Annotated in this window: 21 protein-coding genes; 18 read left to right on the top strand and 3 right to left on the bottom strand. The window is 41.2% G+C overall.

Annotated features, from left to right (window positions below; genetic code table 11):
• Window positions 1-27: 27 nt before the first annotated feature.
• The gene (locus C4S38_RS07845) at window positions 28-1,575 is read right to left on the bottom strand and encodes a sensor histidine kinase (protein WP_103983261.1); all 1,548 of its coding nucleotides are present in this window, start codon (window positions 1,573-1,575) and stop codon (window positions 28-30) included.
• Between the two features lie 387 nt (window positions 1,576-1,962).
• On the opposite strand from C4S38_RS07845, the gene rpoN reads away from it, so the two are divergent.
• From rpoN to C4S38_RS07790, 11 genes are all read left to right on the top strand, one after another.
• Window positions 1,963-3,417 carry an RNA polymerase factor sigma-54 gene (rpoN, locus tag C4S38_RS07840; protein ID WP_103983260.1) on the top strand — a complete coding sequence of 485 codons (1,455 nt, stop codon included), beginning with the start codon at window positions 1,963-1,965 and terminating at the stop codon, window positions 3,415-3,417.
• Window positions 3,418-3,429: 12 nt separating this feature from the next.
• Complete coding sequence (locus C4S38_RS07835) at window positions 3,430-4,050, top strand: phosphatase PAP2 family protein (RefSeq protein WP_103983259.1); 621 nt, start codon at window positions 3,430-3,432, stop codon at window positions 4,048-4,050.
• 16 nt (window positions 4,051-4,066) lie between these two features.
• Window positions 4,067-4,447 (top strand): glycine cleavage system protein GcvH, encoded by a 381-nt coding sequence (gcvH, locus tag C4S38_RS07830; RefSeq protein WP_099463927.1) that lies wholly within the window; start codon window positions 4,067-4,069, stop codon window positions 4,445-4,447.
• 6 nt (window positions 4,448-4,453) lie between these two features.
• Window positions 4,454-4,960, top strand: coding sequence for a 5-(carboxyamino)imidazole ribonucleotide mutase (gene purE / locus C4S38_RS07825; RefSeq protein WP_099463928.1), 507 nt, complete (start codon window positions 4,454-4,456; stop codon window positions 4,958-4,960).
• Between the two features lie 93 nt (window positions 4,961-5,053).
• Window positions 5,054-6,889, top strand: a complete 1,836-nt coding sequence (locus C4S38_RS07820) for a 4-hydroxy-3-methylbut-2-en-1-yl diphosphate synthase (protein ID WP_103983258.1) — start codon at window positions 5,054-5,056, stop codon at window positions 6,887-6,889.
• 99 nt (window positions 6,890-6,988) lie between these two features.
• Window positions 6,989-7,423 carry a dUTP diphosphatase gene (gene dut / locus C4S38_RS07815; RefSeq protein ID WP_103983257.1) on the top strand — a complete coding sequence of 145 codons (435 nt, stop codon included), beginning with the start codon at window positions 6,989-6,991 and terminating at the stop codon, window positions 7,421-7,423.
• Window positions 7,424-7,455: 32 nt separating this feature from the next.
• The gene (locus tag C4S38_RS07810; RefSeq protein ID WP_234999322.1) at window positions 7,456-9,213 is read left to right on the top strand and encodes a tetratricopeptide repeat protein; all 1,758 of its coding nucleotides are present in this window, start codon (window positions 7,456-7,458) and stop codon (window positions 9,211-9,213) included.
• Window positions 9,210-10,061: a DUF4292 domain-containing protein gene (locus C4S38_RS07805; protein WP_103983256.1), complete on the top strand. Its 852-nt coding sequence runs from the start codon at window positions 9,210-9,212 to the stop codon at window positions 10,059-10,061. The genes C4S38_RS07810 and C4S38_RS07805 overlap by 4 nt, the downstream gene beginning before the upstream one ends.
• A 6-nt stretch (window positions 10,062-10,067) precedes the next feature.
• Window positions 10,068-11,372 (top strand): murein hydrolase activator EnvC family protein, encoded by a 1,305-nt coding sequence (locus C4S38_RS07800; RefSeq protein ID WP_103983255.1) that lies wholly within the window; start codon window positions 10,068-10,070, stop codon window positions 11,370-11,372.
• Between the two features lie 15 nt (window positions 11,373-11,387).
• The gene (locus C4S38_RS07795; protein ID WP_103983254.1) at window positions 11,388-12,671 is read left to right on the top strand and encodes a lipopolysaccharide biosynthesis protein; all 1,284 of its coding nucleotides are present in this window, start codon (window positions 11,388-11,390) and stop codon (window positions 12,669-12,671) included.
• Window positions 12,668-13,246, top strand: a complete 579-nt coding sequence (locus C4S38_RS07790) for an acyltransferase (RefSeq protein ID WP_103983253.1) — start codon at window positions 12,668-12,670, stop codon at window positions 13,244-13,246. The genes C4S38_RS07795 and C4S38_RS07790 overlap by 4 nt, the downstream gene beginning before the upstream one ends.
• A gap of 1 nt (window position 13,247) precedes the next feature.
• On the opposite strand, the gene C4S38_RS07785 is transcribed toward C4S38_RS07790, so the two are convergent.
• Both C4S38_RS07785 and ribF read right to left on the bottom strand, forming a co-directional pair.
• Entirely contained in the window at window positions 13,248-14,297 is a 1,050-nt protein-coding gene (locus tag C4S38_RS07785) for a M20 family metallo-hydrolase (protein ID WP_103983358.1), read from the bottom strand.
• A gap of 4 nt (window positions 14,298-14,301) precedes the next feature.
• Window positions 14,302-15,237, bottom strand: a complete 936-nt coding sequence (ribF, locus tag C4S38_RS07780) for a riboflavin biosynthesis protein RibF (RefSeq protein ID WP_103983252.1) — start codon at window positions 15,235-15,237, stop codon at window positions 14,302-14,304.
• A 135-nt stretch (window positions 15,238-15,372) separates the two neighbouring features.
• Between ribF and C4S38_RS07775 the strand changes: the two genes are divergently transcribed.
• The 7 genes from C4S38_RS07775 (at window position 15,373) to C4S38_RS07745 (ending at window position 23,751) form a co-directional block, all read left to right on the top strand.
• Entirely contained in the window at window positions 15,373-15,642 is a 270-nt protein-coding gene (locus tag C4S38_RS07775) for a hypothetical protein (protein ID WP_103983251.1), read from the top strand.
• A gap of 342 nt (window positions 15,643-15,984) precedes the next feature.
• Window positions 15,985-17,208: a 3-phosphoshikimate 1-carboxyvinyltransferase gene (aroA, locus tag C4S38_RS07770; RefSeq protein WP_103983250.1), complete on the top strand. Its 1,224-nt coding sequence runs from the start codon at window positions 15,985-15,987 to the stop codon at window positions 17,206-17,208.
• Between the two features lie 13 nt (window positions 17,209-17,221).
• Window positions 17,222-17,647: a phospholipase gene (locus C4S38_RS07765; protein ID WP_103983249.1), complete on the top strand. Its 426-nt coding sequence runs from the start codon at window positions 17,222-17,224 to the stop codon at window positions 17,645-17,647.
• 14 nt (window positions 17,648-17,661) lie between these two features.
• Window positions 17,662-18,468: a metal ABC transporter permease gene (locus tag C4S38_RS07760; protein ID WP_103983248.1), complete on the top strand. Its 807-nt coding sequence runs from the start codon at window positions 17,662-17,664 to the stop codon at window positions 18,466-18,468.
• Between the two features lie 49 nt (window positions 18,469-18,517).
• Window positions 18,518-22,027, top strand: coding sequence for a type IX secretion system periplasmic lipoprotein PorW/SprE (gene porW / locus C4S38_RS07755; protein WP_103983247.1), 3,510 nt, complete (start codon window positions 18,518-18,520; stop codon window positions 22,025-22,027).
• Between the two features lie 79 nt (window positions 22,028-22,106).
• Window positions 22,107-22,712 carry an RNA polymerase sigma factor gene (locus tag C4S38_RS07750; RefSeq protein WP_103983246.1) on the top strand — a complete coding sequence of 202 codons (606 nt, stop codon included), beginning with the start codon at window positions 22,107-22,109 and terminating at the stop codon, window positions 22,710-22,712.
• Window positions 22,713-22,782: 70 nt separating this feature from the next.
• Window positions 22,783-23,751, top strand: coding sequence for a FecR family protein (locus tag C4S38_RS07745; RefSeq protein WP_103983245.1), 969 nt, complete (start codon window positions 22,783-22,785; stop codon window positions 23,749-23,751).
• Window positions 23,752-23,862 lie beyond the last annotated feature (111 nt).

Here is a 23,862-nt window from a genome sequence, read left to right as displayed (position 1 = left end):
CTCCTTTCTGCCAATATCTATTTTATTTTAAATCTGCAATGACAAAACGAACCGGCATCCTCTTTTATAATCCATATCAAGAGACAGGTTTCCATTCAGTTTATTAGCAACCAAAGCACATATAGGCAAGCCCAATCCATCACCATCTGCCAAATCCTTTGCTTCCATAAACGGCCTGAATATGCTTTCCCTACGCTCTGCAGGAATACCTGTTCCGCTGTCTGTCACTATAAAGTTACAGAGATGAGCGCCTTTTCTTTTAAACTCTAGTGTAATTTTACCCGAAGAAGTATTGATTGCAGCATTCCTCAATAAGTGCAACAAGATACGCTCTAATTGTACAGCGTTTGTTTTTACTTCCAAAGCAGGAGCATCCACTACCGTCTCCACTTCCGGCTGAACGTCGTCAACGATCTTATCCATTGTCTTCTTACAGAAGTTTCCTACATTGAAGGACTGTACTTCGTACGGTTCCATTAAAGAACCTTCCAGCGAAGAAAGTTCCTGAATGTTCAACCCGAATTGCCTCAAAGCATCTACACGGGATTTTATAGATACGGCTTGTTGCGACACTGTTGCCGGCAATTCGCCAACACAAACGCCAAGCATATCCAACGTTGGAGCCATTTGTTCGGAGATACTTTGTATAAACTTAGTCTGTTGTTCGTTATGCTCATTATTTATCTTAATAATATTCTTCAGTTTTTTAGTGAGTATCAAATAACGCAACAATATAAATATCAATAACAACAGTGCTGCAATCAATATTACAACAAATGTAGTAAGGCCAACTATCATATATTGTTTACCCGACAACTGGCTATCTTTTTCCTGTATTGTTTTCAGGCTCTCATCATATTTCATCTGCAATGCGCCCAACTTATCCTGCGCATTGAAGGCTTTTACCGAATCCGTCCAAACGATATACTTCTCGTAGGTTCGCTTCATCAACGGAGCATCGTTGGAATTCAAAGCTATATTAATCAGGCTTCTGTAGCAATCGCTCACCTTATCGTATTCTTTCTTTTCCCTGTATTGGCTGATAAGTTTTTGGAATGCCGCATCTCCCTGTTCATTTTTCCCTAAGGCATAATAGTAACTCGCTTTGGTATACAACAAGTCTTCGGCAAGCTTGCTGCTTTTGGACTGGTTCGCTAAATTATTCAGTTCGGCAAGCTGAAGTTCGGCCTGAGCCGCATTCTTAAGCTTCATATACATTTGCAACCGTTCTTTAGTGATCTGGAAACGCTCATCATAAAATACATTTTGCGATTTTTGTTCCTCTGTCTGCAATAATTGCGTCATTTGCCGGCAAAGTTCAAAAGCTTCCTTATAATAATTCTCACGGTAATAGAGAAAAGCACCTTTTGTTCCGCATTCAACCGCCTGTGCATATTTTCCCTGGTTTGCAAATGAATTATAAGCACGGATATAAAGGTAACGCGCCTTTGTATAATCTTTCTGCTCAAAACTGGTTTGAGCTTGTTTCATAAATTCGTTTCCTAAGTTTTCCTGAGCCTGAATATTTGTACAAAAACAAAATATAAAAGCAATAATAAAATAAGAGATCTTCATAATTGCAAATTTAATTTAAAGCAAATATACACAGTTCTGCAGACAATGCGCTCTTTCGAAGCGGAAAAATGAAAAAAAGATGCTAAACAGATAGTAAGTTGACAGTCGTCAACCATACGGTCGACAACTGTCAGCCAAGCGGTTGACAATTGTCGGCCGCTTGGCCGATAATTGTCAACTTACTTTTTCATCAAGAAAAACATTATAAATACAGGGTTATCGAATGGCCTCTGCCCGGTTTCAATTGCCATCAGTTCCAACCGACAAGCATGCGCTGTCTTAATTTTATAAAAGAGTTCACGAATCTTGCAGTAAAAACTTATATTTGCATGTTCTAAGTAATATATATGGGCGGATAATTTTCGTACATTTAGCATTTATAGATTTATGTTGAAGCAACAGTTACAACAAAAGTTACAACAAAAGCTTTCTCCTCAACAAATACAGTTGATCAGGCTTCTGGAACTTCCAGCCATTGAACTGGAAGAGCGAGTGAAGCATGAGCTGGAAGATAATCCGGCACTGGAAGAAGGACGCGAGCCTTTAGACGACTTTGAACGGACTGAAGAAGATAACGCCGAAGACATAATGCCGGTAGAAACAGACACGGATATTTCTCTTGGCGATTATCTGAGCGAAGATGATATACCGGACTACAAGCTCCGCGAAATGAGTGACAGGATAGAAAAAAAAGAAGATGTTCCTTTTTCGGCAAGCCAGTCATTAAACGAATTTTTACTGCAACAGCTCGGACTACGTGACTTAACGGAAAAACAACTGAAAATTGCAGAATATATTATAGGTAATATTGACGACGACGGATATTTGCGACGCGATCTGTCTGCTATTGCCGACGATTTGGTTTTTCAGGCAGGACAAGAAGTGGATGAAGGCGAAATAGGAATGGTTCTTTCCATCATTCAGGATTTTGAACCCGCAGGAGTAGGCGCCCGTAACCTGCAGGAATGCCTACTGATCCAATTGGACAAACGCGAACAAACGCCTGTCAATTCATTAGCAATACACATTCTGACCGAATACTTCGAAGAGTTTATCCGCAAGCATTACGATAAGATTCTACGCGGACTGGATATCGACGAAAACACACTTAAGAATGCAATTCACGAAATAACCATGCTGAATCCTAAACCGGGAAGCAGTTGGGGGGGGTCTATGGAAGTGGCCATGAGCCAGATCATACCCGATTTTCTGGTGGAAGCAAACAATGGCGAGCTGACCTTAAGCATGAATAACCGCGATATTCCCGATTTAAGAATTAATCGCGAATATGCCGAAATGTTTCAGGATTATGCAGGAAACAAAGCAAACCAAACGGCTAAAATGCGCGACGCCGTACAGTTCGTAAAACAAAAACTGGATTCCGCCCAATGGTTTATTGACGCCATTAAGCAACGTCAGGAAACTTTACAACGCACAATGGAAGCGATCATTCTGTTACAACGCGACTTTTTCCTGACAGGAGACGAAACATCCCTTCGTCCGATGATACTGAAAGATGTGGCAGAACGTGCCGGATATGACATTTCCACGATTTCGCGGGTAAGCAACAGTAAATATGTACAAACAAACTTCGGCATTTACCCGCTTAAATATTTCTTCTCCGAATCGATGCAAACCGACAGTGGCGAAGAAATATCCACCCGCGAGGTAAAAAAGATCATGAAAGAACATATTGAGAACGAAGATAAACGCAAGCCCCTGACAGACGAAGAACTAGCCACTATCCTGAAAGAAAAAGGCTATGTAATAGCCCGCCGGACAATTGCAAAATACCGGGAACAACTGGATATACCGGTAGCCCGGCTCAGAAAAGAAATTTAATAAATAAACAACATGAGATTATTTGCTAATATAACATCCATCCTATTCCATCCGTTGCTTATGGTGACCTATGGGATCATATTGGCTCTTACCTACACCTACCTTGCCATATACCCGCTCCCTGTAAAGCTAACGATTTTAGGAGGTACATTTGTTTCTACGGCAATTATACCCGGTGTGTTTATTTGGCTGATGGTAAAAAACGGAGCAGCTGTCGACCTGGAACTTTCCGACCGCAAAGAACGCATTGTTCCTTACCTTATTTTCATAACTTCCATTATGGTCTGCACCTTCTTCCTCTATAAGATGATGATGCCATTCTGGATCCTGGCGCTTCTGATAGGCGTCTGTGTCTCACTGGTAATAGCCTTGAGCATTAATTTTTTCTGGAAAATAAGTGCGCATGCCATTGGCGTAGGCGGATTGTTGGGTGGTATTATGGGAGTTGCACGCATACACATGATAAATCCTTTCTGGGCTTTCATTGCCATATTGCTGATAGCCGGTTTGGTAGGTACATCACGTATCTTTTTACAAAGACATACACCTATGCAGGTATATGCAGGCTTTTGTCTGGGATTTATATGTACATTTGTAGCCTCGTTATTAAGTTATATCTATTTATTCATCTAATAAAAACACTAAAATTATGAATTTTCCTGCAGATTTAAAGTACACAAAAGACCATGAATGGATTCGTGTAGAAGGCGACGTTGCTTATGTTGGTATCACAGATTACGCACAAGGCGAATTGGGCGAAATCGTATATGTAGACATCACTACGGAAGGCGAAGAAGTTGCTAAAGAAGAAGTGTTCGGAACAATCGAAGCTGTTAAAACCGTATCGGACCTGTTTATGCCTGTTAGCGGCGAAGTATTGGAAATTAATGCTGAACTGGAAGACAAACCGGAATTGGTTAACGAAGATGCTTACGGTAAAGGTTGGTTGATCAAAATCTCTCTGAAAGACAAATCAGAAGTGAATGAACTGTTGTCTGCGGCAGATTATGAACAATTGATTGCAAAATAAGAGAATATGACACCTGTTGTAAGTATAATAATGGGCAGCACATCAGACCTGCCCGTTATGGAAAAAGCAGCCAAGTTGCTTGACGAAATGGAAATCCCATTCGAAATGCATGCACTGTCTGCCCACCGTACTCCGGCAGAAGTGGAGGCTTTTGCCAAAGGAGCCAAAAGTCGCGGCATTAAAGTGATTATCGCAGCAGCCGGCATGGCAGCCCATTTATGCGGCGTGATAGCATCCATGACGACATTGCCGGTTATCGGTGTACCTATCAACTCTTCGTTAGACGGTATGGATGCCCTATTGGCTATCGTACAGATGCCTCCGGGAATCCCTGTTGCAACCGTAGGAATTAACGGAGCACTTAACGCCGGTATCCTTGCAGTACAAATGCTTGCCGTAGGAGATGAACAACTCCAGGAAAAGCTTGTTGCATACAAAGAAGATTTGAAAAAGAAAATCGTGAAAGCAAATGAAGAATTAGCTCAGGTTTCCTTTAAATACAAAACTAATTAGTTGACTCTTGGCTAGTGACAGGTAAACACAAATACCGTTTGCGCACCTGTCACCTGCCAACTATCCCCTGTCAACTGAATTGTCAACTGAATTATGGATTATTTTAATTATACCCGGCGTAAATCGTCTGTTGTTCATATCGGAAACATTCCGATGGGAGGAAAAAATCCGATTCGCATCCAATCCATGGCAAATGTATCTACTATGGACACAGATGCATCAGTCAATCAAGCAATACGAATGATTGAAGCGGGTGCAGAATATATTCGTTTTACCGCACAAGGAGAACGGGAAGCACGCAATCTGGGAGAAATCCGTAAACAATTAAACGCACAAGGTTTCACCACTCCGTTGGTTGCTGATATACACTTCAATCCCAAAGCAGCCGATGCCGCTGCAGAAGAAGTAGAAAAAGTCCGCATTAACCCGGGCAATTACGTAGACAAAGTAAAAACTTTCAGTCATCTTGAATACACTGACGAGGAATATGCAGCCGAATTACAGAAAATCCGCGATCGCTTTGTTCCTTTCCTTAACATTTGCAAGAAACACGGAACCGCCATCCGTATTGGCGTAAATCACGGTTCGCTGTCCGATCGTATTATGAGCCGCTATGGCGATACACCCGAAGGCATGGTAGCCTCATGCATGGAATTTCTTCGTATTTGCAAAGACGAACATTTCCCGGATGTAGTTATATCAATTAAAGCATCCAACACTGTTGTGATGGTGAAGACCGTCCGTTTATTAGTACGGACGATGGAGCAGGAAGGCATGGCCTATCCTTTACATTTAGGAGTAACGGAAGCCGGAGACGGAGAAGATGGACGTATAAAAAGTGCCGTTGGTATAGGAGCTTTATTATCTGATGGTATCGGTGACACGATCCGGGTGTCATTAAGTGAAGATCCGGAAGCAGAGATACCTGTAGCCCGCAAACTGGTAGAACATATATTGGAACGCCGGGAGCACAAACCGATTGTAGGCACTTTATCCGCAGGTTATGATCCGGTAACCGCGACCCGCCGTAAAACCCGTGCCGTAGAAGGCATAGGAGGGAACTTCCCTCCTATTGTCATTTCCGACCGCAGTGATGGGAATTTTGAATTTGATCATTCTTCTTTACCTGACTACATATACATTGGCAAAGAGGATCCTGATAATCTGCCCGACAACTTCAAGCTGTTGGTAGATGCCCATTTCTGGAAAGAACGTCCGAATGCATTTCCTTTCTTTATTGCTTCCGAAGCAGAAGAACTGAAAGACTATGACGTACCCCTGAAGTTCATCCGCATAACGAACAGCGACCTGAACGAAAATCTGATCAAAACCCTCCAAAAAGACAAAACCGTAGTTGTAATTCTAAGTACTTATCATCGGAATGCGGTTGGTGCCGAACGTGCTGCCATGCATAAACTATTATCGGCCGGTTGCGACATTCCGGTTATACTGCACCGGGATTATCAGGAAACAGACACAGAAGCCTTGCAGTTAAAATCGGCTGCCGATTTCGGAACTTTATTATTAGACGGTTTCGGAGATGGCATCATGTTGCATAATGAAGGAACCAAGACCTCCGTTGCAGACAAATACATGTTTGGTATATTACAAGCTACCCGCTTGCGTATCAGCAAAACGGAATATATTTCCTGTCCGAGCTGCGGACGTACATTATACGACCTGCAAACAACAATAGCCCGTATCAAAGAGGCAACATCGCACCTGAAAGGTCTGAAGATCGGTATCATGGGCTGTATCGTAAACGGTCCTGGAGAAATGGCTGATGCCGATTACGGTTATGTTGGTGCCGGACGGGGACAAATCAGCCTATATAAAGGAAAAGAATGTATATTGAAAAACATTCCGGAAGAAGAAGCCGTAGAACGTTTGGTACAATTAATAAAAGATCATGGAGACTGGACGGATTAACCGACAGTTAATATTCTATACAGGAATCAAACATCTGTCAACCGTCGTTTGTCAACTGTCAACTTTTAAATATCTTTGTCAGTCAATAATTAAGAACTCATGGAAGTAAAAATAGTTAATAAATCCCATCATCCGCTGCCGGCATACGCAACACCGCTATCGGCAGGTATGGATATTCGTGCAAACTTGTCGGAACCTGTCGTGTTAAATCCGTTGGAACGTAAAATAATCCCTACCGGACTTTACATTTCGTTGCCGGAAGGATATGAAGCACAGATGCGTCCACGCAGCGGTTTGGCTATCAAACATGGCATTACCTTACTGAATGCACCGGGAACTATCGATGCCGATTATCGCGGAGAAATAGGTATTATTTTAGTAAACCTGTCGAATGAACCATTCGAAATAAACGACGGAGAACGTATATGCCAGATGGTTATTGCCGCCCACAGCCATATAGAATGGAAACCGGTAGAAGTACTGGACGATACCGAACGTGGTGCCGGAGGCTTCGGACATACCGGAAAACAATAAGAGAGTATCTCTTTTCGTGAACAAATAAAATTATGACATTGAAATCTCTGAAATATATTGCACTATTATTGTTGATGACCTGCTTCGTTCCGGTAAAGGCAACGAATGCCAAAGATATTGGTTCTTCTGTAGCTGTAAAGATAAGTGATGCCGACCGACGTAAATTTGATTACTTCTTCTACGAAGGGCTCAATTTAAAGAATGCCGGCAAATTTGATGCTGCCTACGATGCTTTTTATCATTGTTTGGAGCTTGACTCGACAGCAGCTCCGGTTCTTTACGAATTATCGTCTTTCTATGTACAATTAGACCGCCCTAATAAAGCTGTAGAGATGTTGAAACGGGCTGTAGCAAACAGTACGGACAACTACACTTATAAAATTGCCCTGGCAAGTGTTACCCGCAACTTAGGCATGTACGGAGAAGCAGCCGAAGAGTATGAAGAACTAATAAAAGAATATCCCGACAAGGCCGAATTATATTATTACCTGGCCGATGCTTATACCCAAAGCGGAGATATTGGTAAAGCAATCGATGCATACGACTCGCTAGAATCGATTATTGGTATGAACGAAGCTCTTTCCATGCAGAAGTATAAATTGTATAATCAACTGGAAAAGCAAGACGAAGCATTCAGGGAAGTAGAAAAACTGGCTGATAAGTATCCGATGGAAGCCCGTTATCAGATCATATTGGGAGACCTCCATCTGGAGAAGAAAGAAATGGAGAAAGCCCTGGCTTATTACCAAAAGGCACACGAAGTAGATCCGTTGAATCCGTATTATATCGTCTCCATGGCTAATTATTATGAGGCAACGGATAATAAAACAGCCGCAGAAGAACAAATACGGACAGCTCTTGTCAACGAAAAATTAGATGTAGAAACAAAAGTCAATATCCTGTCCCGCTACATCCTCAAACTACAACAAACAAAGCAGGGAACCGAAAGTGCAAACCAGCTATTCCAGACGCTACTGGAACAACATCCGGAAGATATAGATCTGAAGTTGATGTATGGTGGCCTGTTGCTGGCACAAGGAAAAAACGAAGAGGCTAAGTTTCAATTCCAACTGGTAACAGAAATGGAACCGGATAATGCCGGAGCCTGGCAACAACTTCTTAATCTGGCATTAAAATCGGAAGATATTCCGGAAGTAATGCGTATATGCAACAAGTGTATTGAACTATTTCCCCAATCGCCCGAGTATTATTTCTATCTGGGAATTGCCTATTATCAACAAGGAAAATACCAGGAGGCCCTAAATGCCTATTATACCGGACTGAATATTATCCCGAAAGAAAACCTGCCTTTGAAATCTGATTTCTACGGACAAATAGGTGATATCTATTATCAGATGAAGAAGATGGACCAGGCTTATAAAGCGTATGACGAAGCACTGAAATACAATGAAAACAATGTTGTTGTATTAAACAATTATAGCTATTTCCTTTCGTTAGAAAAGAAAGACCTGAAGAAAGCAGAACGAATGAGTGCTCTATGTATAAAACTGGAACCGGATAATGCAACTTATCTGGATACATACGCCTGGATTTTCTTTGTGCAGGGCAACTATACATTGGCAAAAATATATATAGAGAGTGCACTTGAGAAAGATAAAACAAAAAGTGCGGAACTGGTAGATCATTACGGTGACATCCTGTTTATGAACGGTGATAAAGAAAAAGCCATTGAACAATGGAAGAAAGCCAAAGAAATGGGAAAGAAAACAAAGATACTCGACCGTAAGATTGCCGAAGGTATTTATATTGAAGACAAAGATGCAAAATGAATAAATGGGAAAAGTTTAGAGGATTAGTTGTTTTTGCAGGGATAATAATGCTACTTTCTTTAGCCGGTTGTAAGTCGTCCAAGAAAGTAGGAACTGTAGAAAGCAGCGGCACCAAAGCGTACAATGAGTTTTTTGCATCCATGCAAGAACAGGAATTCAATTTCAACACACTTTCGGCACGTCTGAATGTAGACCTTAACCTGCCTGATAAGAATATGAGTTCGCGTGTTGATCTGAAAATGATTAAAGACAGCGTTTTTCAATTATCCGTACAACCTTTTCTTGGTATTGAAGTCTTTCGCATAGAACTAAGTATAGATAGTATTAAAGTCATTGACCGCATAAACAAACGTTTTGTAACGGAAAGCTATTCAGGTTTGAAAGGGCAAACTCCAATAGATTTTAATTTCTACAATTTGCAAGCACTTTTCACAAACCATTTGTTTTTGCCTGGACAGCAGGCTATTTCACCGAAGCAATACAATCATTTCAGGCTGAAACAAGAAAATGGGCTGGCTGAAGTCAAAACAAAAGATTCCATGGGACTGCTTTATACTTTTACTGCCGATGGAGAAGAAAAGCTTCTTGCCACCCACATCAGTGAACCATCCGACAAATACATGCTTCAATGGGATTATCAGGATTTCAGGTTAGCCGGAGACCAACCGTTCCCGATGCTCATGGACATACGATTACTGGAGAATAATCTTTCCAAAGGAAACATCAGAATCCATTTCTCCCGTATACAAACAGATATGCCGCTAAGTATGGATTTCAGCATCCCTGCAAAATATAAACGTATTACCTTTGCACAAATAATAAAAGCAATAAGTAATAACAGTAACTAAACGGATATGAAGCACTGTTGGATTGTCATATTTTTAATTCTTCTGGCTCCCGCTTATGCTCAAAAGTCTGATAAGGTCAGACAACTTGAAAAGCAGCGTAAGGAAGCACTGGCTGAAATTGAAACGACAAGCCAACTGTTGAATGAAACAAAACAGACGGCCAAAAACTCGCTGAATCGTCTTAACCTGCTGTCACAACAGATACTTTCCCGTAAAAAAGTAATCAGCATTTTAAACCAGGAAATTGACGCTATCAACGGGCAAATGAACAAAATGAACCGTGAAATAACTCAACTGGAAAGAGAATTAGGCAATAAAAGAGCCAACTATAGCAAATCTGCACAAAGCATATATAAACGGCATAGCTCGCAAGACAAACTTTTATTCATACTATCTGCCGATAACTTTGCACAATCTTTACGCCGCATGCGATATTTACGCGAATATGCCGACTGGCAGAAACGGCAGGCCAACGACATTATAGACAAGCAAAAAGTAATTAACCAGAAAAAGGTAGAGTTAGAGAAAACGCGATCTGCAAAACTAACCCTTCTAGGCACCCGCGAAGATGAGAACAAGAAGCTGGTATCGGAAGAATCGAGTCAGAAAGAAGAAATACAGCAACTAAATAAAAAACAAAAGAAGCTACAGGCAGAATTACGTAAAAAACAACGTCAGGCACAAGCTTTAAACCGTCAGATAGAACGACAAATTGCCGCCGAGATTGCGCGTGCAGAAGCTGAAGCCAAAGCGGCCCGTGAAAAAGCCGAACGCGAACGTCGTGCCCGTGAGAAAGCCGCCCCTGGCTCAAAATCTTCTTCAGAACCAATTCGCGAAGAACGTGTTGCCGATACAAAAGGTGGCTATGCCATGACGAAAGCGGAAAAGCAACTATCCGATAATTTTGCCAATAATCGCGGCAGACTGCCTTATCCGGTAACTGGTTCACATACAATTGTTGCTTCATTCGGCGAACAACAACATCAGGAACTGAAATATGTCCGTACAAGCAATAGCGGAATAGATATCCAGACCTCTCCGGGATCAGATGCCCGTGCGGTCTTCAACGGTGAAGTAACCCGCGTATTTGTAGTACCGGGATATAACAATTCCATTATCATACGCCACGGTAACTACCTGACTGTCTACAGTAACCTTAGTGAAGTATATGTGAAAGCCGGAGACCGAGTCTCTACCCGCCAGGCCATCGGGCGTATTTTCACCGATACGGAAGATGGAAACACAACAATCCTTCATTTCCAGCTTTGGAAAGAAAAGACAAAACTCAATCCGGCTCCGTGGTTGGATTAACAAACAGCCCGGCTTATGAATCCGCTCCCGAAAAATATCCAACGATGGACAGAAAACCCCGTCTTCCGTAATATATTACTCTTGTTCTCCGGTACAGGTCTGGCTCAGCTCATTCCCGTTATCATCCAATTATTTTTAGCACGTATTTATTCCAAAACGGAATTCGGAGAACTATCCGTATTTATGTCTGTCATTGGTATAGGAGGAGTGATTGCCACACTCAACTACGATTATGTTGTTGTCATCTCGCGCAAACAGGGAGAAGCACGTACAATGCTCTTCCTCTCTCTGCTTTCATCCATACTGATAAGCATATTCAGTTGCCTGATATTATATGTATTCAAGCCCTATTTCTCAGAGATATTGAATGTCTCGGACTATAGCATTTTATGGATGGCACCGCCTGTAATCCTTATCATGGGATGGATAAACGGCTTCACGAGTTGGTACAACCGGCTGGGAGCTTATAAAAAGATGGTAACCGGACAACTCACCCAAGGACTATCCATACCGATACTAAAGCTTCTGTTTGGTTATGTAGGTATATCTGCAGGATTGATCTGGGGAACATTCACCGGGTATATCTTTGCCGTTGCCTATTTTATTTACCTTTATCTCGCAGACGAAAACAAGCAAGGTCTATTCCGCTCCCTTTCATGGATCAAGATGAAGCTATATGCCTGGGAATACCGGGACTTTGCCATTTATGCCAGCATCGGAAATTTATTCAATGCATTTGCTTTACTGGGACTTCCGTTATTAATTACATTTTTCTATCCGCTTGAAGTAGCCGGACTATACTTTTTTGCCAATTCTATCATACGGCTGCCAATAAACCTGCTATCCCTCGCCATTGGCAAAGTATACAAAAAAGAGGCCAGCGAAATGTACCAGAGGCGTCCGCACGAATTATACTCATTTACAATTCGTATTCAAAAGATGATATTATGTTTCGTACTTCCCCTGTTGGCATTCTTCTTCCTGTTCGGACCTCAACTGTTTTCATTCCTATTTGGAGCCAAGTGGATAGAATCCGGAGAGATGATCCGTTATTTTGCTATCTTTGTTCTGTTTAATGCGCTTTATTCACCCATAAGCTCAATAGCAGATATATTACGGCATCAAAAACTGCTTTTGTTCTTTAATGTTTCTCTTGTGATATGCCAGATAGCTATATTCGCAATAGGAGCAGGTCTGGAATTTAAGTATGTATTACTGGCAACTTCCGTCATCGGTGCATTGCATTATATCCTGATTGACATATACATGAAAAAGCAGATAAAAAAATACAGATTATGAAACAACTTCTCAAAAATATTTCCGAACCGGTTCTGCGTATTCTTATCCATTGGGCATATCCGCGTTTCGAACGCCAGGAAGGTTATACGTCTTATGCCCACATCTTCATACACTTCTTCCTGATGCAGAAAATAGTAGGTATCAACAGAAGTGTTCCCTGGCCTGTGCATTTCACCAGCCAGGTCATTGAATGGCAAAAAATAGAAAAAGGAATCTGCTGCGATCCGGGAGACTGCAAAGGTGTATATATTAATGCGCACGGTGGACTTAAGATCGGGAACAATGTAGAAATTGCACCTAACACGGTTATTTCTACCGTAAACCATCACAAGCGTGATTTCCGGAAGATCGGATATAAGAAAGGGATTACCATTGGCAACAACGTATGGATAGGTGCCAACTGCTCAATCCTGGCAGGTGTTACGATTGGCGACAATGTGGTTATAGGGGCCGGTTGTACAATAAGAGAAGATGTTCCATCTGACACCGTTGTTTCACAAACTGCGGAATCGCTGGTATATAAACCCCAGTCGGGCCCGCATGAATGGGATTATACAACAGCCAGACTTATGTAACCTATAAAGCCAGACCATCCAAAAGTCGGACGTAAGTATCTATTGCTTCCCGTATCTCCATCAATTCAATATACTCGTTTGCGGCATGCGAACGGGCAGAATTGCCCGGCCCTATCTTAACGGAAAGAAATGGCATCAACGCCTGGTCGCTCAGTGTGGGAGAGCCAAACGGTTCTTTTCCCATCATAACCGCCCGTTGTACAAACGGATGATCTAAAGGCGTACATGTAGAGTTCAAACGGAAACTACGGGCGTTTACCGTGCACGACACTTGCTCTTTTATTAACTCATAAGCTTTTTCATTCGGATAAAACTCGTTTGTCCGTACATCTACCGTAAACTCACAACGGTCGGGCACTACATTATGTTGCGTACCGGCATGAATGATAGTCACGCTCATCTTTACCGGACCCAGGAAATCGCTCTTTTCGGGAAACTGATATGTATTGAACCATCCAATATCTTTCATGGCAAGCGTAATGGCATTAACACCTTCATTACGTGCCGCATGTCCCGCCTTACCTGTACTAACACAGTCCAGTACCATCAACCCCTTTTCGGCTACCGCCGGTTGCATACCTGTAGGTTCGCCAACAATAGCAAAAGCTACGGGAGGAAGTTCTGCCAATACGCTTTCCAATCCGTTTTTCCCGGAAACTTCTTCTTCACAAGATGCAAGAAAGATCAGATTATACGGTTGCTCTTTACAGCACAACGTACGGAAAGCGGCATACAAAGACACCACACTTGCCCCGGCATCGTTGCTGCCTAAACCATACAGTTTATCTTCGTCGTCCACCTCGGGAACGAACGGATCTTTTGTCCAGCCCGAAGCCGGCTTTACCGTATCTATATGGGAATTCAACAATACAGTAGGGTTACCCGGATCGAAATTATTACCGATGATCCATAAATTATTACCCTTACGGCAGACTTTATCGCCATCTTTCGCCCATTTCTGTTGCAGAAAATCGGCAACCTCTGTTTCTTCCCGGCTGAAAGACGGACGGGAAATCATTCCTTTTAACGTATCTATTGCATCGTAAAACATGCCGCTACTCATTTTCATCCATTAATAACTGCTTTACCGTTACCCGGTCTACATCCAATTGCTCCTTTAAGGCTTCCAAAGATTCGAATTTCTCATCACCGCGTACAAACCGGATAAAAGAAACAATTATCTCATCGTTATATATATCGCCTGAGAAGTCGAAAATGTTTACTTCAAGAGTTATGTTCGTCCCATTATTCAAGGTAGGACGGCTACCGATATACAGCATACCTTCATAACGGAAACCTTTCAGATAAACATAAACAGCATATACGCCAATGCCAGGCAGTACCTTAAACGGTTCGTCCGACTCTATATTGGCTGTGGGAAACCCTAAAGTACGGCCTACCTTATAGCCACTCACAATATGCCCTTTTATCTGATAGGGATAAGTGAGCAAATAAGCTGCATCTTCTACATTGCCCTGTTCTATCAAATGCCGTATTTCCGACGAACTAACCGCCGTACGGCCGGCATCGTAAACCGTAGCCTGAATAACTTCTATACCGCATTCCTTACCATAAATAACATATTGTCCGAATCCATCCGTACGATCGTGTCCGAAACGATGATCGTAACCTATCAACAATGTATTGACATGCAATCGGCGGGCAAGTACTTTGTGAATAAATTCGGAAGCCGACAGGCGCGAAAGTTCAACTGTAAAGTCTAACACAATGCAATAATCAACTCCGGTAGTCTCCAACTGCTCCAGTTTTTCTTCGAAAGAATTCAGAAGCTTCGGCTGGTAATCTGAATGAAGCACAGCTCTCGGATGATCGGCAAAAGTAACTACGGCAGAAGGCAAGCCTTTCAACCGTGCCACTTGTTTCATTTCTTCTATCAGGAAACGATGTCCACGGTGAACCCCGTCAAAAAAACCGATTGTGGCAACCAAAGCCTGTCCCTTCAGTATTTCAAAATCTTTAACAACAACCATTCATCTATTACATTATCGTTACAACCAAGGGACAAACTTACATAAAATGTAAATATTAACAGGAAGCTTTAAAAGAAAAGTTTATCAAAACTCTTTGTTATGCCCGATGTTATATGATAAAAGGAGTAAATTACTATGAACGTTTGCAGAGTTGAAGATTATAAACAATTAATATTGTCGTACGATTCCTGTTTCAGTACATTTTATCCGGATCTGAACTTCTATTGTGATGATGAAATCTTCACCGTAAAAGGAATTATCAGGAAATATACAGACATTTCCGGCGTAGATTTAAACATGGACTATTTCATTATTGCTATGAAAAAAGAGTATCTCATCTGCTTACCCATATCGGAAACAGCAAAATATCAAATCAAAAACAACAACAGTCAGTTTAAAAACTAATTTACTGTATTCCTTACTATGGCATTGACTAAATTTCACCTCATGGCTTTTTATATCAAAGATACTATACTTTTATTCTTTTGACCCAGGTCAAAATTAATTTTGCCCAAGGTAAAAATCAATTATCAGCCAGGTAGAAATTAATTTTCAGCAATGACAAAAGAATAAATCCACCTGTACTTTTTACTAAATTATACCTTCTTTCATACCAGAGAAAGCTGAGCTCGCTGACAGACATCAGAAGTAGTTGTATAACAACGAATAAGCTAAATACTATACGGCCGGCAAATCATATATCAATTTAATTCCGTATTTTTGTATCTTGATTAATGAGGAAATAAAATGAATTACCAGATTAAAGCACCGGAGGTCAGACTTCAATCCTCCATACAGCTTCCCGCTTCTAAAAGCATCAGCAACAGAGCTTTGATTCTGAATGCTTTAAGCTATAGCCCATACGATATACAAAATCTTTCCGACTGCGATGATACGGAAGTGATGATAAAGGCGCTTAACTCCAATGAGAGCAACTTTGACATCAAAGCTGCCGGGACAGCTATGCGCTTCCTCACGGCTTTTCTCTCAAAGGTTGTTGGCGAGTGGACAATCACAGGGACGGAACGGATGAAAAACCGCCCCATTAAAATACTGGTGGACGCACTAAATTCTTTAGGGGCAAGGATAGAATATATGGAAAAAGAGGGATACCCACCCTTGCGGATATTCGGAAGTGCACTGCAAGGCGGCGAAATCTCATTAGCCGGCGGAGTAAGTTCGCAATATATATCGGCCTTGCTGATGATAGCACCTTTGATGGAAAACGGTTTGGTATTGCATCTGGAAGGTAATATCATTTCGCGTCCCTATATAAACCTTACCCTTAAATTAATGGAACAATTCGGTGTAAAAGCCGATTGGAACGGGCAGACAATAAAAGTACTTCCGCAAGAATACAAACCGGTACACTTTACTGTCGAATCCGATTGGAGCGCTGCTTCATACTGGTACGAGATCATGGCACTCTGTCCGAATGCGGAAATAGAACTGCTGGGATTATTCAAAAACAGCCTGCAAGGCGATTCAGCCGTAGCCAAACTGTTTGCACAACTGGGAGTAGGAACTACTTTTATGAACAAAGGCATTCTTTTACGCCACAACGGAAACGTTTGTAAGAAACTGGTACATGATTTCATAAATGAACCCGATCTGGCACAAACTTTTGTAGTAACCTGTGTGTTCCTTAATATACCTTTCCGTTTCACCGGATTGCAATCTCTGAAAATAAAAGAGACAGACCGGATAGAAGCCCTGAAGGTGGAATTAAAAAAACTAGGCTACGTACTTACGGACAGCAATAACAGTATACTTGAATGGAACGGAGAAAGATGCGAACCCGAAAGTAACCCGGTCATAGCAACATACGAAGATCACCGTATGGCGATGGCTTTTGCACCGGTAGCGCTGCTTCGACCTGTTTGTATAGCTAATCCGGAGGTAGTAAGCAAGAGTTATCCTTTGTACTGGAAAGATTTGGAACAGGCAGGATTTAGAATTACCGAAGATTAAGATTGAACGAAACATGTGGTACTTAATTATATTCATCAGCGTAGTATTTCTTGGAACCATAGCGGCCATTGCCAGCTATTTCAGGAATAAGAAACTACAAAGAATGCTCGAACGGGGTGAAATTACCGAAATACCGGAGCCCCAGGAAATACCGGAAGTATGTTGCGGGCAACATGAAACATGCGAACGCGACAGTCTGTTGGCGGCGGTAAGCAAAAAAATAGATTATTACGACGACGAAGAATTGGATCAATATATCGGAACAGAACCGGATGAATACAGTGATGAAGCAGTTAATGAATTCCGGGAAATACTATACACCCTGCAGGAGATTGAAGTGGCAGGCTGGCTACGGAGCTTGCAATTGAGAGGCGTCCAACTGCCGGATGCTTTGAAAGACGAAGCATTCTTAATTGTGGGAGAAAGAAGAACCCACTAACCGGAGGACTGACAATGGAATTATTTCAATACACCTTTTTTCAAAACGCTCTTACAGGCAGTTTACTGACAGCTATAGTTTGCGGCATTGTAGGCACTTATATCGTATCACGCCGTCTGGTATTTATAAGCGGAGGTATTACGCATGCCTCATTCGGAGGACTCGGACTAGGTTTTTACCTGGGTATGAATCCGATCCTTATGGCAATGGTATTTTCCATACTTTCAGCATTTGGTGTAGAATGGGTGAGCAAAACACAAAACGTACGCGAAGATTCGGCCATTGCCGGCATATGGTCTTTAGGAATGGCACTAGGGGTTATCTTCATTTTCCTTACACCGGGATATGCTCCCAACCTGTCGGCCTATCTTTTTGGAAACATACTAACGATTTCGATGACCGACATCATTTTAATAACTATCCTGGCAGTTATGCTGGTGATTGTGTTCCTGCTATTTTTCCATGAGATCATGTATGTGGCATTTGACAACGACTTTGCCATAACGCAGCGTCTGCCGGTAAAAACAATAGAATATACCATGATGTTTTTTATCGCCGTAACGATTGTCCTCTCCATCCGTCTGGTTGGAATCATGTTATTAATGAGCCTGCTTACTTTGCCTCAGATAACAGTAAATCTGATAACTTCGGATTTTAAAAAGATAATTTGGGGAAGTATTCTGGTAGGCTTTACGGGATGTGTGGCAGGCCTGATATTATCTTATTTCCTGAATGTTCCGTCGGGCGCATTCATTATCCTGGTATTGGTTGTATTGTTTTTAATTACAAAAGGCATTTTATTCTTCCTGCACAGACAATAAATAAAGAATAACAGAGTTTAATAATAGAATAAGAAGCGCAGGCTGATACGTGAAGAAAGGTTTCTACTATATAATAATACCGTTGCTTATATCCATACTCTGGTCTTGCAGTACAAAAAAGAATACCAGAGCAAACCGTTTTTACCATTCCCTCAACACACGATACAACATCTACTTTAACGGCAAAACCTCCTTCGACGAAGCCTTAAAAGCCCTGCAAGATGGTTACAAGGAGAATTATTCGGAGATGATTCTTATGTACCCTATCAGCGCCCAACCCAAAGATAAACAAACAACAGGAGGCCCTTTCGACCGGGCTATCGAAAAGAGTAACAAGGGCATAAAGCTTCATTCTATCAAAGCCAAACCGCCCAAGAAACCGGGATGGAGAAACAACCCTAAACAAAGGGCATGGCAAGAGCAAGAAGAATATAATCCGTTCCTCAAGAAATGTTGGCTGATGATGGGACAAGCCCAATTCTATAATGCAGACTTTTTGCAGGCGTCCGCCACTTTCTCATACATTGTCCGTCATTACGCTCAGGACGAAGAGGTTGTTGCCGAAGCACGCCTATGGCAGGCACGTTGCTATTCGGAAATGGGTTGGTTTTACGAATCGGAAGATATTTTGGGAAAACTGAATGCAAACGGTATTCCCAAGAAAGAACTAAACAGATACGCTGCTGTTTATGCAGACTATCTCATCAAGAATAATCAGTATGAAGATGCCATTCCTTACCTTAAAACAGCAATAAAAGCCGAAAAGAACCGCCGGCAAAAGACACGTATGAAATATCTGCTGGGACAATTATATGCCAACCAGTCCCTGGATGGCCTTGCCTACAATGCCTTCGGCAGTGTAATTAAGGCCAATCCTCCGTATGAATTGGAGTTTGCAGCACGTATCCGGCAGACAGAAGTTTTTACAGGCAACAATTACCTGAAGGTGATAAAGATGCTGCAACGCATGGCAAAAAGCCAGAAAAACAAAGACTATCTGGATCAGGTTTATTATGCACTTGGCAATGTATATCTAAGCCGTGAAGACACAACTAACGCTATCATCAATTATCAACAAGGTATTGACAAAAGTACCCTGAACGGTATTGACAAGGCTATTTGCCAGATAAAACTGGGAGATATCTACTTTAAACAACAAGATTACGTTAAAGCCCAGCCTTGTTTTAGCGGTGCCATGGCCGGTATACAGAAAGAATACAAAGATTATCCCCGTGTAGCCAAACTATCGGCAGTATTAGACGAACTGGTTGTACATATAGAAGCCGTACATTTACAGGACAGTCTGCAAGCACTAGCCAAAATGCCGGAGACAGAACGTTTCGCTGTTATCGATAAAATAATAGAAAAGGTCAAAAAAGAGGAAGAGGAGGCAAAAGCTCTTGCAGAAAAAGAAGCTTATCTGGCAGAACAACAATCAAAAGGCACAGGCATAGACCGGCCGGGAACAGAAACCGGAGGGATTGTTTTACCTACAACAGCAGGTGGTTCGGCATTTTATTTCTATAATCCTCAAACGGTTGCCCAGGGAAAGACCCAATTCCAGAGAAAATGGGGACGAAGAACATTGGAAGATGACTGGAGAAGACGAAAAAAGGCTCTTTCCACTTTCAATGAAAACATGAATGAAGAAAATACAACCAATCCAAACGATTCTACCCAATTGACAGGGCCTGACGGTACGCCGCTTAATCCGGAAGAAGCCGGGGAACCGGTTGTTGCATCGGATGACCCGAAAACGCGGGAATTTTATCTTCAACAGCTCCCGTTTACACAAGAAGACGTAGATGCTTCTAATCTGATTATTGCAGACGGCTTATACAATATGGCTATGATCTATAAAGATAAATTGGAAAATATACCTCTATCGGTAAAAGCCTTTGAAGAATTAGAACGCCGTTTCCCCCAAAACGACCATAGCCTGGAAAGTTATTATCAAATTTACCTGATGGCTCTCCGGGCAAACAACAGCACTTTAGCGGCAGAATATAAATCGAAATTGATTGCAAAGTTCCCGAAAAGCGACTATGCCATAGCTATTGCCGATCCTAACTACGAATACAACATTCGCATGATGGATACGGTACAAGATTCTATTTATCAGTACACATACAACAGGTATCTGGCCGAAGACACTATAACCGTGCGTAAAAATTATGAGAAAATGTCTCAGAAATATCCTTTGGCAAACCTGATGCCTAAATTCATGTTCTTAGACGCTTTATCATACGTACAGGCCGGTGATGCGGAAGGATTTAAACATGCGTTAAGGGCTTTAGTAGAAAAATACCCGGATGCAGACGTTACGGAGCTGGCAGGAGAAATGCTGAAAGGCGTATTGCGTGGCCGTACTATGGTTCAAGGCGGAATAAAAGGTATGACGTGGAACTTACGTTTCGGCGTTGGCGACGACGGAACATTATCTGCAACAGATTCCGCACGTACTTTCACTAACGAAACAATGACTCCATACCGGATGCTGTTAGTGTATCCTACAGGATCATTGGATAAGAATCAATTATTATTTGCCGTTGCAGCCTACAACTTTGCCAACTTCATGGTAAAAGAATTTGACTTGAATATAGAAGAAACTGGCCCTATCAGCATGTTAATGATTCGCGGCTTCATCAATTTCGATGAAATTCTTCAGTATTATAAAATGATATACGGCAAAGACGGTTATGGCAACGCCCTGAATAAGGAAGTAGCCATATTGCCTATCTCGGACGACAATTACGAAACATTAATGCGTGGTAAAACACTGGACGAATATGTCTCTTTCTTTGAAGAAAACTTTGGAGATAAAGCTCCGGAATTAGTAGCCCGCTGGAAAGCCCGCATCGAGGCTGCCGAAGAAGAACAAAGCAAGCCTGAGGAAGAAAAAGAAGAACCTATAACAAACGAACAACCTGTAGAAACAATACAGCCGGCCGATACAGCAAAGCAATACATACAAACAGAAAAACAACCGGTGTTGCAACAACCTGTAACGGAAGTAAAAGATACGGTTATGCCTGTGACAGAAGTTACTGTTTCGGATGACAAAGAGCAAAAAGACTCTGTTTCCATTATACAAGCACCTGCCGAAGATCATGGATTGACATTGAAAGATATAGAAGAAATACGTAAGCGCGAGGCTGCCGAAGAAGAACAGCGGAAAGAAGAAGCACGCAAAGCTTTTGAAGAAGAGCAAAAGGCTCAGAAAGAACTTCAGGCCCAAAAAGAAAAGGAACGTGAAGAACTTCTGAAAAAACAAAAGGCCGAAGAAGAAGCTTTACTGAAAGCAAAAGCCGAGCAAGAAAAACAGTTGGAACGTGACCGGAAAGAAAAGGCGAAACAAGCCGAAGCGGACAAAAAAGCGAAACTGAAAGCACGTGAAGAATTGCGCAAAGAAAAAGAACGCGCATACAAAGAGCGTCTGAAACAGAAAGAGAAAGAACGCAAAGAAAAAGAACGTGAATATAAGAAGAAATTAAAAGCGAAAGAAAAAGCACGTAAAGAAGCTTTAAAAGCAAAAGAAGCCGCAGCACGTAAACGTTAAGCCATTCATTAAATGCAAAATATTGGTTTGTCCGCCCCAAAATAATATATTTGCAAAATAATGAATCGTACGAACGAAGATGACGGATGTATTATCATTAGTTGAAAGAATCAAAAATAGCGACCAACAAGCTTTTAATGAACTATACAAGTTGCATTATGTTTCTCTACGTTCTTACGCAATTCTATTAGTAGGTGAAGACGAAGCCGAAGATTTAGTACAGGATGTGTTCATCAACATTTGGTTACATAAAGACGGACTTGATAATACATTGTCCATCCGTGGTTATTTACTACGTTCTGTCTACAATTCCGCATTAAATATATTAAAGAAGAAAAGCCGCTCCGGTAATTATTGCTCTATCCATGAAAAAGAAATCGAAATGATAGGATATAACTATTATGATCCGGACGCTAATGATGTGATACGGAAATTATATAATAAAGAACTACATTCAGATATCCATACTGCAATAGAAAGTTTACCTAGCAAATGTAAGGAAGTATTTTCTTTAAGTTATCTGCAAGATATGCCCAGTAAAGAAATCAGTCAGATGCTCGGCATTTCCTTAAGCACGGTTGAAAACCATATATATTCGGCACTCAAGCAGTTACGGGAAAAGCTTATACAATATAAAATAAGCCAAATCCTTCTACTGCTACTTTATATTGTATCAAAAAAATAAAAAAATAATTTTCTAATAGGTGTTTTTACTATGACAATTGTATTTATTATGAATTGGATTTAGAATCGGAATGGACGAAACAACTATATATAGGTATTTATCTGGTTTAGCTACGGATAACGAGCAAAAAGCAATCCTGGAATGGATAAAAACTTCACCAGAAAACCAAGCTGCATTTTTTGATATAAAAGCAGTTTGGAATTCAAAGCATGTATTAAACAAAACAGAATATAACACAGATTATTCTTTAAAGCTATTAAACCAACGTATTAATAAAATTGCATCCTCAACCAAAGAAAAAAAGCTTTTTACTATTTTAAAATACTCTACCGGGGTTGCCGCTGCAATTTTATTATTAGCAGTTTCACTTCCTTTTCTGATTAAAAACCCTTCAGCAAAAAGAACCAGTCTGGTTCGTGTCTACACGAACCATTCAAACGATAACTCCATAAAAACCTTTTTTCTGGCTGATGGAACCGTCGTTTGGTTAGGAAGCAATTCTACCTTAACATGTCCTACCACTTTTGAAGGATCAACCAGAGAAGTACATCTTACAGGTGAAGCGTTCTTTGAAGTAACAAAAGATCCGGATCATCCGTTTATCGTCAAAGCAGGAGAAAACGAAATAAAAGTTTTAGGAACATCGTTCAGCGTATTCTCCCGCGAAGAGGATAATACTTTTGAGACCATTCTAATGAATGGCTCCATCCAGTTAGACAACAGAGATGGAGAAAAGTTAGCAATACTTCGCCCGGGACAGCAGGCACTATACTCAAAAACGAACAAATCCGTAGAAATAAATGAAGTAGATGCGAATGCTTTAACTTCGTGGAGATTTGGCCTGATCTCATTAACAAATGTCAGTATTTCCGAGATTCTTCGTTGTATTGAAAAAACATATAATGTAAATATAAAAATGGATATACGTTTTCTGGAAAATCGCATATACAACTTTTCTTTTAAACGTTCCAAAGGAGCACAAGAAGCATTGGATCAACTATCATATATTACTAAAATAAAAGCGGAAATCCTTCCTTAACCGATCTGCCAAATATAAATATTATATAATTCCAAAAAAAAAGAGTTTTCACTAGGTAGTTTTTCCCTGCTAATTGTATATATAAGTATCAGATAGAAAAACCATGTGACC

The sequence above is a fragment of the Parabacteroides chinchillae genome, from assembly GCF_900108035.1.
In the GTDB taxonomy this organism is placed as follows: Bacteria; Bacteroidota; Bacteroidia; order Bacteroidales; family Tannerellaceae; genus Parabacteroides; species Parabacteroides chinchillae.
The sequence above is the reverse complement of the archived record's forward strand: the minus strand, read 5'-3'. Positions and strand labels throughout refer to the sequence as shown.

Excerpts from the sequence above, each read along its gene's own strand:
- C4S38_RS07835 (WP_103983259.1), top strand. The coding sequence starts at position 3,430 with ATGAGATTATTTGCTAATATAACATCCATCCTATTCCATCCGTTGCTT.
- C4S38_RS07800 (WP_103983255.1), top strand. The coding sequence starts at position 10,068 with ATGAAGCACTGTTGGATTGTCATATTTTTAATTCTTCTGGCTCCCGCT.
- C4S38_RS07845 (WP_103983261.1), bottom strand. The coding sequence starts at position 1,575 with ATGAAGATCTCTTATTTTATTATTGCTTTTATATTTTGTTTTTGTACA.
- C4S38_RS07790 (WP_103983253.1), top strand. The coding sequence starts at position 12,668 with ATGAAACAACTTCTCAAAAATATTTCCGAACCGGTTCTGCGTATTCTT.
- dut (WP_103983257.1), top strand. The coding sequence starts at position 6,989 with ATGGAAGTAAAAATAGTTAATAAATCCCATCATCCGCTGCCGGCATAC.
- ribF (WP_103983252.1), bottom strand. The coding sequence starts at position 15,237 with ATGGTTGTTGTTAAAGATTTTGAAATACTGAAGGGACAGGCTTTGGTT.
- gcvH (WP_099463927.1), top strand. The coding sequence starts at position 4,067 with ATGAATTTTCCTGCAGATTTAAAGTACACAAAAGACCATGAATGGATT.
- C4S38_RS07765 (WP_103983249.1), top strand. The coding sequence starts at position 17,222 with ATGTGGTACTTAATTATATTCATCAGCGTAGTATTTCTTGGAACCATA.
- C4S38_RS07795 (WP_103983254.1), top strand. The coding sequence starts at position 11,388 with ATGAATCCGCTCCCGAAAAATATCCAACGATGGACAGAAAACCCCGTC.
- C4S38_RS07810 (WP_234999322.1), top strand. The coding sequence starts at position 7,456 with ATGACATTGAAATCTCTGAAATATATTGCACTATTATTGTTGATGACC.
- purE (WP_099463928.1), top strand. The coding sequence starts at position 4,454 with ATGACACCTGTTGTAAGTATAATAATGGGCAGCACATCAGACCTGCCC.
- C4S38_RS07745 (WP_103983245.1), top strand. The coding sequence starts at position 22,783 with ATGGACGAAACAACTATATATAGGTATTTATCTGGTTTAGCTACGGAT.
- C4S38_RS07775 (WP_103983251.1), top strand. The coding sequence starts at position 15,373 with ATGAACGTTTGCAGAGTTGAAGATTATAAACAATTAATATTGTCGTAC.
- rpoN (WP_103983260.1), top strand. The coding sequence starts at position 1,963 with ATGTTGAAGCAACAGTTACAACAAAAGTTACAACAAAAGCTTTCTCCT.
- C4S38_RS07820 (WP_103983258.1), top strand. The coding sequence starts at position 5,054 with ATGGATTATTTTAATTATACCCGGCGTAAATCGTCTGTTGTTCATATC.
- C4S38_RS07785 (WP_103983358.1), bottom strand. The coding sequence starts at position 14,297 with ATGTTTTACGATGCAATAGATACGTTAAAAGGAATGATTTCCCGTCCG.
- C4S38_RS07805 (WP_103983256.1), top strand. The coding sequence starts at position 9,210 with ATGAATAAATGGGAAAAGTTTAGAGGATTAGTTGTTTTTGCAGGGATA.
- aroA (WP_103983250.1), top strand. The coding sequence starts at position 15,985 with ATGAATTACCAGATTAAAGCACCGGAGGTCAGACTTCAATCCTCCATA.
- C4S38_RS07750 (WP_103983246.1), top strand. The coding sequence starts at position 22,107 with ATGACGGATGTATTATCATTAGTTGAAAGAATCAAAAATAGCGACCAA.
- C4S38_RS07760 (WP_103983248.1), top strand. The coding sequence starts at position 17,662 with ATGGAATTATTTCAATACACCTTTTTTCAAAACGCTCTTACAGGCAGT.